8 protein-coding genes and 1 pseudogene are annotated in these 10,172 nt (G+C 75.8%); 2 read left to right on the top strand and 7 right to left on the bottom strand.

The genetic code is table 11. The features are described 5' to 3' along the window. Both ABD296_RS47575 and ABD296_RS47570 read right to left on the bottom strand, forming a co-directional pair. Positions 1-656 (bottom strand): annotated as a pseudogene (locus ABD296_RS47575) (PucR family transcriptional regulator); the annotation flags it as partial. 197 nt (positions 657-853) lie between these two features. Beyond that, positions 854-1,984, bottom strand: a complete 1,131-nt coding sequence (locus ABD296_RS47570; protein ID WP_344284496.1) for a Ppx/GppA phosphatase family protein — start codon at positions 1,982-1,984, stop codon at positions 854-856. 109 nt (positions 1,985-2,093) lie between these two features. On the opposite strand from ABD296_RS47570, the gene ABD296_RS47565 reads away from it, so the two are divergent. Beyond that, positions 2,094-3,281, top strand: a complete 1,188-nt coding sequence (locus tag ABD296_RS47565) for a zinc-dependent alcohol dehydrogenase (RefSeq protein WP_344284493.1) — start codon at positions 2,094-2,096, stop codon at positions 3,279-3,281. A 36-nt stretch (positions 3,282-3,317) separates the two neighbouring features. On the opposite strand, the gene ABD296_RS47560 is transcribed toward ABD296_RS47565, so the two are convergent. Then, positions 3,318-5,672: an MFS transporter gene (locus ABD296_RS47560; RefSeq protein WP_344284489.1), complete on the bottom strand. Its 2,355-nt coding sequence runs from the start codon at positions 5,670-5,672 to the stop codon at positions 3,318-3,320. Between the two features lie 316 nt (positions 5,673-5,988). Here ABD296_RS47560 and ABD296_RS47555 point away from each other — a divergent pair, with 316 nt between their 5' ends. Beyond that, a complete protein-coding gene (locus tag ABD296_RS47555; RefSeq protein WP_344284487.1) occupies positions 5,989-6,375 on the top strand; it encodes a nuclear transport factor 2 family protein in 387 nt (128 codons plus the stop codon). Between the two features lie 24 nt (positions 6,376-6,399). Here the strand turns inward: ABD296_RS47555 and ABD296_RS47550 are convergent, their stop codons facing one another. The 4 genes from ABD296_RS47550 to ABD296_RS47535 all read right to left on the bottom strand — a co-directional run. Then, positions 6,400-7,284: a hypothetical protein gene (locus tag ABD296_RS47550; RefSeq protein ID WP_344284485.1), complete on the bottom strand. Its 885-nt coding sequence runs from the start codon at positions 7,282-7,284 to the stop codon at positions 6,400-6,402. Further along, positions 7,281-8,495: a cytochrome P450 gene (locus ABD296_RS47545; RefSeq protein WP_344284482.1), complete on the bottom strand. Its 1,215-nt coding sequence runs from the start codon at positions 8,493-8,495 to the stop codon at positions 7,281-7,283. The genes ABD296_RS47550 and ABD296_RS47545 overlap by 4 nt, the downstream gene beginning before the upstream one ends. Before the next feature lie 31 nt (positions 8,496-8,526). Beyond that, positions 8,527-9,735: a PucR family transcriptional regulator gene (locus tag ABD296_RS47540; RefSeq protein ID WP_344284479.1), complete on the bottom strand. Its 1,209-nt coding sequence runs from the start codon at positions 9,733-9,735 to the stop codon at positions 8,527-8,529. 14 nt (positions 9,736-9,749) lie between these two features. Next, the coding region (locus ABD296_RS47535; RefSeq protein ID WP_344284477.1) for a hypothetical protein at positions 9,750-10,172 on the bottom strand (423 nt) is incomplete at its 5' end.

Here is a 10,172-nt window from a genome sequence, read left to right as displayed (position 1 = left end):
GGCGGCGGGCCGGGGACCGTTCCGGGGCCCAGCGCGACGGCGACGGCGGCGTGCGGCAGCGCCCACCGCGCCTCCCGCGCCAGGCCCGCGATTCGCCGGTCGTCGGCGGCGGGGCGGGCGAGCAGCGCCTCCAGCAGCTGCCGGCGGCGGCGCAGCAGCAGCCCGGCGGGGTCGCGGGACGCCTCGGCGCGGCCCTGCGCGACGGCGACCATCAGCCAGTTCAGGAACGGGAACAGCGCGGAGACGACCTCCCCGTACAGGCCGGGCGGCACCTCGGCGTCGAGCGCGTCGGCGACCCGGGAGACGTGCCGGACGGCGACGCGGGTCGCGACGTTCGCGGCGTTCTGCAGAGCGCTCGCGGCGCGCCCCTCCTGCACCTCCGCGGCGCCGACCCGGCGGTAGAAGGCCAGCAGGTCCTCCGGCGGCGGTCCGGGCCGGGCGACGAGGTCGGCGAACGCGCCGATCGCGCATCCGGCGGCCAGCTCCAGGGCGTCCCGGCAGCCGGGGTCGGCGTACTCGGCGACCTCCCGGCACACCTCCTCGACGGTCTCCGCGACGATCGCGGGGACGGCCTCGCGCAGTGCACCGGCGAGGACGGACCGCACGTCCGCCTCGAGTCCGGGATCCAGTTCGATGGTGTCGCCGGGAGCGCCCATGGCCCACGTCCTCTCCCGACGGCGCCCTGACGGGCACCGTATCGCCGATCTATGTCCCGCAAATTAACGGAACAAGCGTGTATGGCTCGTTCGGCGAATGTCAATACACACGGACCACAGATACATGTCCCGCAAGTTCATGGGACGGTCGTCCCGGACGTCACCTCCGCCACGGGACCGGGACCGGACCGGCGGGATCAGCCCGTGCCGACGGCGTGCAGCCGGGTCGCCGCCGCTCGTCCGCCCGTCTCCGGAGCCGGCGGCCGGACCGGGACCGGGCACGGCGCGCCCGCCGCCCCGCCGGCGCCCTCGAACGGCGGCCCGGCCGGGCGCCCGGCGGCCAGCGCGTCGAGCCGGTGCAGGAAGATGCCCTCGCGCAGCGCCCACGGGCACACGTCGAGCCGGTCGAGCCCGAGGACGTCCATGACGGCCTCGGCGACGATCGCGCCGGCCAGGATCTGGTGCGCCCGCGACGCCTTCACCCCGCGCAGCCGCGCGCGCTCGGCGTCCGGCAACTTCGCCAGCTTCGGGATCCAGCCGTGCAGGTCGTCGCGGTCGAGGCGGCGCGGCGCGTAGGGCCCGGCCTTACCCTTGGGCGCGCCGCACAGCCGGGCCAGCTGGGTGAACGTCTTGGACGTCGCGACCGCCCGGACCGGGGCCGGGCGTTCGACGATCTCGGTGGTCGCCTCGCCGAGCACGGACCGGACGTGCGCGCGCAGCGCCTTGCGGGTGCGCTTGCGGACCGGCGGGCGGCCGGGCAGGTGGTGCCGGGTGAGCCGGCCCGCGCCGAGCGGCAGCGACAGCGCCAGCTCGGGCTCCTCCCCCGCCCCGTACGCCAGCTCCGTCGACCCGCCGCCGATGTCGGCGAGCAGGACCGGGCCCGCCGACCAGCCGTACCAGCGCCGCACCGCCAGGAACGTCAGCCGCGCCTCCTGCTCGCCGGACAGGAACCCCAGCGTGACGCCGGTGGCGGCGCGCACCTCGGCCGCCACGTCGTCGCGGTTGGCGGCGTCGCGCAGCGCGGACGTGGCGAGCGGCAGCAGCTCGCCCACCCCGGCGGCGGACGCGGCGGCCGACGCCTCCCGGACGGCGCCGATGAGCCGCCCGACCGCGGGCCGTCCGATCACGCCGTGCCGGTCGGTCGACTCGGCCAGCCGCACGGCGCTCTTGACCGACCGCACCGGTGCGGGCGCCTCCCCCGGGCTGAGGTCCGCGATCCGCAGGTGGGCCGAGTTGGAGCCGATGTCGAGGACGCCCAGGCGCAGGCGGGCCGCGTCCGCGGCGGAGGTCGAGGGGAGGTCCGCCGAGGTTTCCGGGAGGGTTGCCATGGACGTGGATTACCCGCGATTTACCCGTCCAGTCGGACGCGTCCTCCGCCGACGTTTCTCCCCGGTCCCCCGGGTAGTCCCGCCCTAGACCCGCTCTAGGAGGAACACGATGAAGGCGCTCACCTGGCACGGCAAGCGCGACGTCCGCGTCGAGAACGTGCCCGACCCGACGATCAAGGAGCCGGACGACGCGGTCATCCGGGTCACCTCGTCCGGCATCTGCGGCTCCGACCTGCACCTGTACGAGGTGCTCGGGCCGTTCATGAGCGAGGGCGACGTGCTCGGCCACGAGCCGATCGGGATCGTCGAGGAGACCGGCCCCGAGGTCAAGCACGTCAAGCCGGGCGACCGCGTGGTCATCCCGTTCAACATCTCCTGCGGCCGCTGCCACATGTGCGAGATGAAGCTGTTCGCGCAGTGCGAGACGACCCAGGTCCGCGAGAACAACATGGGCGCCGCGCTGTTCGGCTACACCCGGCTGTACGGGCAGGTGCCCGGCGGGCAGGCGGAGTACCTGCGGGTCCCGCAGGCGCACTTCGGGCCGATCAAGGTGCCGGAGGGGCCGCCGGACGAGCGGTTCGTCTACCTCTCCGACGTGCTGCCGACGTCCTGGCAGGCCGTCCAGTGGGCGGAGATCCCCGAGGGCGGGTCGGTGACGGTGCTCGGGCTCGGCCCGATCGGGCAGATGTCGGCGCGGATCGCCCGCCACCTCGGCCACCGGGTGATCGGCGTCGACCTCGTTCCCGAGCGGCTGGAGATGGCCCGCCGGCACGGCATCGAGGTGATCGACGCCGACGACGCCGACGACGTGCCGGACGCGGTCCGGCAGATCACCGGCGGCCGCGGCACCGACTCGGTGATCGACGCGGTCGGGATGGAGGCGCACGGCTCGCCGGGCGCGAAGCTGGCCCAGACGCTGACCGGCCTGCTCCCCGGCAACAGCGCCGCGCCGCTGATGCAGCGGATGGGGGTGGACCGGCTGTCGGCGTTCCTGACGGCGATCGAGGTGGTCCGCCGCGGCGGGACGATCTCGCTGAGCGGCGTGTACGGCGGCATGACCGACCCGCTGCCGATGCTGCAGATGTTCGACAAGGGCATCGCGCTGCGGATGGGGCAGGCGCACGTCAAGCGCTGGATCGACGACATCATGCCGCTGGTCGCCGACGACGCCGACCCGCTCGGCGTCATGGACTTCACCACGCACCGCGTGCCGCTGGAGAAGGGGCCGCAGGCCTACGAGATGTTCCAGAAGAAGCAGGACGGCGCCGTCAAGGTGCTGTTGCGGCCCGGCACGTGACGCGCCGGGCCGCAACAGCCCGTCCCCCCGGTTCGGCTACTCGCCCCGGCGGTGGGACAGCACGACGTCGAAGTCGTCGCGTCCGGCGCCGGACAGGTCGAGCGGCACCGCGACCGGCGGGTACCCGGACGCGATGACCGTGTAGTCCTCGGGGGCGAGGCCGTCGAAGGCGTAGCCGCCGTCGGGCCCGGTGCGGGTGGTGGCGACGACGTTGCCGGCCTGGTCGACCAGCGACACGTGCGCGTCGCCGAGCGCCTCGCCGCCGCGGCCCCGGACGGTGCCGCGCAGCGCGGGCGCGTCCGGCAGCGCGATCTCCACCGGGGTCGGCGCGCCGCCGGCGACCTGCACCGGGCGGGCGGCGGGACGGCCTCCCGCAGCGCTGACCGTCAGCGTGTAGCCGCCGGGCGCGAGGTCGGCGAGCGCGAACACGCCGTCCTCGCCGGTGACCTCGGAGCCGACGACCTCGCCGCGGGTGTCGGTGGCGACCGCGACGGCACCGGCGACGGGGCCGCCCGCCTCGTCGCGGACCGTCCCCGACAGGCCGCCGATGCCGCTCAGCACCAGCTCGGCGTTGGCCGGGCCGTCGAGCACCGTGACGGTGGCGGCCTCCGGCTGGTGGCCGTGCGCCGACCCGACCAGCACGTAGCCGCCGGCCGCGGGGGCCGCGATCGCGTACCCGCCGTCGTCCGCGCTGGCGACCACGCCGAGCTGGCGTCCGGTCGCGTCGATCAGCGTGACGGTGGCGCCGGGCAGCGGCGTCCCGTCCGGGCGCAGCACCCGGCCGCGCACCGCGGGCCCCTCGACCGCGGTGGACGGCCCGGCCGCGACCGGCGACGGCACGGGGAACGGCTCGGACGGGGTCGCGGCCACGGCGGGCGCAGCAGGCGCAGGCGCAGCGGACGCGGCGGCATGCGCCGGGCGTGCCGCGCGGCGGCCGGACGGCAGGAACAGCGCGAGCACGACGCCGATGGCGATGGCGATGGTGGCGATCAGGAAGGAGATCCGGAAGCCCGTCATGTCCGGTACCTCGGCCCCGCCGAAGTGGAGGGTGTTGCGGGCCAGGACGGTGCCGAGCAGCGCGCTGGAGACCGAGGTGCCGATGGAGCGCATCAGCGTGTTGACGCCGTTGGCGGCCCCGCTCTCCGACGGGTCGACGGCGCCGAGGATCAGCGTGGGCAGCGCCGAGTAGGCCAGCCCGATGCCGGCGCCGACGATCGTGGAGACCAGTGCGACCTGCCACACCGCGCCCATCAGGCCCTGCGCCGCGCCGTAGCCGCCGCCGATCACGATCATGCCGAGGATGAGCGAAGTCTTGGCGCCGTACGCGGCGGAGACGCGCGCCGACAGCGGCGAGACCAGCATCATCGCGACGCCCATCGGGGCCACCGTGAGGCCGGCGACCAGCAGCGACTGCCCGAGCCCGTAGCCGGTCGCCTTCGGCAGCTCCAGCAACTGGGGCAGGACCAGCGACATGGCGTAGAACGAGACGCCGACGGTGATCGCGGCGAGGTTGGTCAGCAGCACCTGGCGGCGCGCGGTGGTGCGCAGGTCGACCAGCGGGTCGCGCAGCCGCAGTTCCACCACGCCCCACAGCACGAGGATCACGATGCCGGCGGCGCCGATCCCCAGCGTGCGCGGGTTCGTCCAGCCCCAGTCGCCGCCCTTGGTGATCGGCAGCAGCACGGCGAGGAGCCCGGCCGTCAGCCCGATCGTCCCGACGATGTCGTAGCGGCCGTGCGCCCGCACCTTCGACTCGGGGACGGCGAACAGCACCAGCAGGAACGAGACGACGCCGAGCGCGGCGGCTCCGTAGAAGAGCATGTGCCAGCTGAAGTGCTGGGCGATGTAGGCCGCCACCGGCAGGCCGAGCGCGCCGCCGACGCCGATCGAGGAGCTCATCAGCGCCAGCGCCGAGCCGAGCCGCTCCTTGGGGAGCGAGTCGCGCATCAGGCCGATGCCGAGCGGGATCGCGCCCATCGCGAAGCCCTGGATCGCGCGGCCGGCGACGACCAGCAGCAGCTCGGAGCTGACCGCGGCGACCAGCGAGCCGACGACGACGGTGCCGACGCTGACGAGCATCATCCGCTTCTTGCCGTACAGGTCGCCGAGCCGGCCCATGATCGGGGTGGCGATGGCGCCGGACAGCAGCGTGGCGGTCATCGCCCAGGTCGCGTTCGACAGCGAGGTGTGCAGCAGCTGCGGCAGCTGCCCGATGACCGGGATCAGCAGGGTCTGCATCACCGCGACGACGATGCCGGCGAACGCCAGGACGGCGATCAGCACTCCCGATCCGCGTTCGGCGGGCAGGCCGAGGTCGGGTTCGTGGCCTGCGGCCGCGGCGGCGGTGGGAGCGGCCGTGCGCGGATGCTGGGCGGTGGCGGGCTGGGACACGCTGTTACGCCTCCGGGAGGTGGATCGGACCGTGCGGCGGGGTGGGGCGCCGCGCTCTGGGCGGCGGGGCGCACCACGAGATCAAGAGAGCGCGGGCCGGTTTCATTCCCGCGGCAGGGAGCCGCGACGGAGAATGAGACCAGCATCACTCTCCGCGAAGACCGAAATTTACCGAAAGAGGCGAAGGGATGAGAAAAAGGAGTCACGCCGGTCAGGTCGGCGTGCCCCCGGCGCGCCGTCCCGGGCGATGATCGCATTAGGCTCGCCGGGACGCCGCCCGGCGCGCGCCGACGACACCGAGCACGGAGGAGCCCCGATGCACCCATTCCGCGCGGCCATCGAGCAGGGCGACCTCGGCGCCCTTCCGGACCTGCTGGCGGAGGACGTGCGGTTCCTCAGCCCGGTGGCGTTCGCGCCGTACGACGGCCGCCCGGTGGTCACGGCGATCCTGCGGGCCGTCACCCGGGTCTTCACCGACTTCCGCTACGTCCGGGAGATCAACGACGGGCGCGACCACGCGCTGGTGTTCAAGGCGCGGGTCGGCGACCGCGAGGTCCACGGCTGCGACTTCCTGCACCACGACGACGACGGGCTCATCGACGAGTTCTGCGTCATGGTGCGGCCGATGTCGGGCGCCAAGGCGCTGTCGGAGGCGATGGCGGTGCAGTTCGAGGCCGCCAAGCGCGAGATGGGGCTTGCCTGACGGTCCGGCGCGACGGGCCGCCGGTCACCTCGCCAGACCCAGCGCGGCGTACCCGGCGAACGTCAGCAGCAGGTGGAGCGCGGGCGCGGCGCACGGCCGGCGCGCCCGGCCGAGCAGGAACCGGCACCCGGCGACCGCCGGTATCACCATCGCCAGGAGCGCGGCGGGCGTCCATGCGGACGGAGCCTGTGACCGTGCGGCGAGGAGACCGGCCGACAGGGCGGGCGCGGCCAAGGCGACGGCCACGCTCCCGTTGAGCCCGAGCGGACCGGTAGCGGCCGGCTCCCCCGGGCGCGGCGCACGGGTGATCTTCTTCGCCAGTTCGGTGTACCCGGCCGCGAGGACGGCCACGACGACGGCGACGGCTCCGGACCACCCGGCTCCGTGCCCGGACGCGTCCAGGTACCCGGCGTACAGGTAGGCGTGCAGCAGGACGGGGGCGGGCAGGCTGACCAGCAGGTTCACGAGCAGCCGGTCCCCGGGCGGCCACCGCCACCGCCGGTGCGCGGCGAGCACCGCCGCGCCGTACGCCAGCTGGGCGGCCAAAACCGCGGCCCGCCACGACCACGCCGCGTTGAGCGCGATGACGGCCGAGGAGCCGGCGGCGTAGAGGACGACGAGGTCACGGACCCGGACGGCCCCGGCGGGCAGCGGGCGTTCCGGATGGAACCGCCGGTCGTGCTCGAGGTCGCGGACGTCGTCCAGCGCCCGCATCAGCAGCAGGTCCAGGAAGACCGTGACGGCGGCGACCGCCGTCCCCCCGCCGGGCCGCCACCGCGCGGCGAGCGGATCGAGGGCGGCGAACAATCCCGTGACCCCGTACGCCCACGCGGCAGCGAACAGCAGCGACGGAACCGGCGGGTGGCGCCCGGACACGAACCGCCGGACGCGCCGGCACCAGCCGGTCACCGGCGCGGCCTCGGCCGCCAGGTCACGGGCAGTTCCCAGACGCCCCGCACGAACATGCGGTCGCGCCAGCGGAGCCGCGCCGGGTCGATCGCGAGGGCGAGGCCGTCGAGGCGGCGGAGCAGCGTCGCGATCGCGACCCGCAGTTCCATCCGGGCGTGCGGTGCGCCGAGGCACATGTGGCGGCCGTGGCCGAAGCCGAGGTGCGGGTTCGGCGAGCGTTCGGGACGGAACGCGTCGGCGTCCGCGAACGCGTCCGGGTCGCGGTTGGCGGCGTCGGTGAGCGGGACGACGACGTCTCCGCGCCGCAGTTCCGTCCCGGCGAGGACGGTGCCGGCGAGGACGGTGCCGGCGAGGACGACGTGGGGCCGCCCGCCGGTGCCGCCGAACCACACCCAGCGCAGGAACTCCTCGACCGCCGCCGGGATGCGGGACGGGTCGGCGCGCAGCGAGGCGGCGAGTTCCGGGCGCGCGATCAGCTCCAGCACGCAGGCGGCCAGGAAGTTGGACGTGGTCTCGCCGCCCGCCATGAACAGCCCGAGCCCGAAGACGGTGATCTCGTCGTCGCCGAGCCGTCCGGGGCCGGGCGCGGTCAGCAGCGCTGTGAGCAGGTCGTCGCCGGGGTCCCCGGCCGCGATGGCGGCGCGGCGGGCCGCGATCTGGGCGGAGAAGTAGCCGTACATGCCGGCGCGGGCGGCCTTGACCTCGGTCTCGGGGACGTGTCCCGCCGACATCAGCGCGCTCACCCAGGGCAGCAGCGTCCCGAGGTCGCCGGCGGGAACGCCCAGCATGTCGCAGACGAGGGCGTATGGGAGAGGTGCGGCGAACCGGGCGACGAGGTCGGCGGGCGGGCCGGCGGCCTCCAGGTCGTCCAGCAGCCGTTCGGCGAGGGCCTCGGCGCGCGGGCGGTCCGTCTCGGCGCGGCGGGCGGTGAACCTGCCCTGGACGGCGCGTCGCCGGCGCGTGTGCACCGGCGCGTCGGAGGCGGCCAGGGCCAGGGACGCGGTGTCACGGGCGAAGAGGGTGCCGCCGGCCCAGGCCTCGCGGCCGAACCGGTCGCCGGCCAGGACGGCGCGGACGTCGGCGTGCCGGGTGACGAGCAGCGCGCGGTGGCCGCCCGGCAGCTCGACGGGCGTCAGCGGGCGCTCGCGCAGCCGGCGCAGGTGGCCGCCGTCCAGCGGGACGCCGGGACGGTGCGGCAGGGGGAAGTCCAAGGCCGGCCTCCGTGGGGGGAAAGTGAGGGGGTCAGGCGCTCAGCGGCGGCGGCAGCGACGCCTCCTCCGCACGGCGGCCGTCGCGTTCGAGACCGGCGAGCCGCGCCGAGGTGAGCGCGGCGCGGAACAGCTGGATCCCGCGCGCGGAGCTCGGGTCGATTCCGGACAGGTCGCGGATGCGGTCGAGGCGATAGTGCAGCGTCCGGCGGTGGATCCACAGCTCCCGGGCGGCGCGCTCGCGGTCGAGGTTGCAGGCGAGCAGGACCTCCAGGGTCCGGCGCAGGTCGGTGCCTGCATCCAGCGGGGACAGCACGGCGGCGAGCCGTTCACGGATCCCGGGCTGGCCGAGGATCGCCAGCTCGACGAGCAGCTCGTCGGCGCGGTAGGGCCGGTCCTCGGCGTCCGGGATCGCCTTGACGACCGTCAGCACCCGGGACGCCTCCTCCAGCGCGTCGGGGATGCCCCCGAGGTCGCCCCGGCAGGACTCCGCCGCGTGCACCGGCCCCGCCGTCCAGGTGGCGAGGACGGCCACGAACTCGGCGGCCAGCACCTCGGCGCGCACCGGGTCCCCGGCCGGGAACAGCACGACGAGCTCGGCGAGGTCGCCGGAGTAGAGCACGCCCTCGACCGCCTCCAGGTGCTCGCGGGCCCGCGCCCAGTGCGCGGCGGTGGCCGGGCCGGGCGCCTCGCACAGCAGCACCAGGTAGCAGGGCGCGAGCGCGACCCCCGCGGCCTCCGCGATGACCCCGGCGGGCGCGCCGTCGATCAGGGTCTCGGCGAGCAGCCGGCGCAGCGGGCGGGACCGCACGCCCTCGCGCGGCGCGTCCGCGTACCCCTGGATGCACGCCTCGCGGGCCCGTCCCGCGAGGCGCGCGGCGCGCCAGGTCGCCTCCGCCAGCTCGGTGAAGCACCCGGCGGGCGCGGCCGTCCAGCAGGCCCGCGCCACCGCCGCGAGCGCGACGTCCCACACCTCCGACAGCACCGGCAGCGGGATGCCCTGCCGCGCCGCCATCACCCCGAGGTCGCGGAACCGGGCGAGGTCGTCGGCGGGCAGCGGCTCGCCCGCCGCGACGCGCGCGAGCAGCCGCGCGGCCGTCTCCTCCCGGCCGCCGAACAGCGGCCCGGCGGTGCGCCGGATCGGCTGGTGCGCCGGGTGGCCGGCGATCGCGTCGCCGACCGCCGCGGCGACCCGCGGGCCCTGCGCCGCGAGGAAGTCCGGCAGTCCGCCGGCCGAAGTCATCCGGTGTCCTCCTCTCAGGCCACGGCCAGCCGCAGGCCGGGCAGGTGCCCGGCGGTCTCGTCGACCAGGTCGTGCAGCTCGCGGACGCACGCGGGGTCGCCGCCGAGCAGCCCGAGCAGGTCGTGCGCGTGCCCGACCAGCGGCGCGACGGACGCGGCGTAGCCGTCCAGGACGTCCTCGTCGAGCATCCAGGCGGTCAGCTCGGCGCGCGCGCACGCCGAGTGGCGGGCGCCGGCGTGCAGCGCGAGGGCCTCCCGGCGCCGCCCGGCGGGCAGCGCGGCCAGCAGGTGCGCCAGCAGGTAGGTGGCGGTGCCGTTGGCGAGGTCCTCGTGCCGCCCCGAGGCGAGGTCGCGCTGGTCGTTGACGAGCTGGCGGAGCACGCCGAGCCGGCGGACGAACGCCCGCCAGCCGCCCGCCCGGCCGTCGCCCGCGCCGGC

Source organism: Actinomadura napierensis (assembly GCF_039529375.1).
In the GTDB taxonomy this organism is placed as follows: Bacteria; Actinomycetota; Actinomycetes; order Streptosporangiales; family Streptosporangiaceae; genus Spirillospora; species Spirillospora napierensis.
This window is presented reverse-complemented; position numbering and strand designations above follow the sequence as displayed.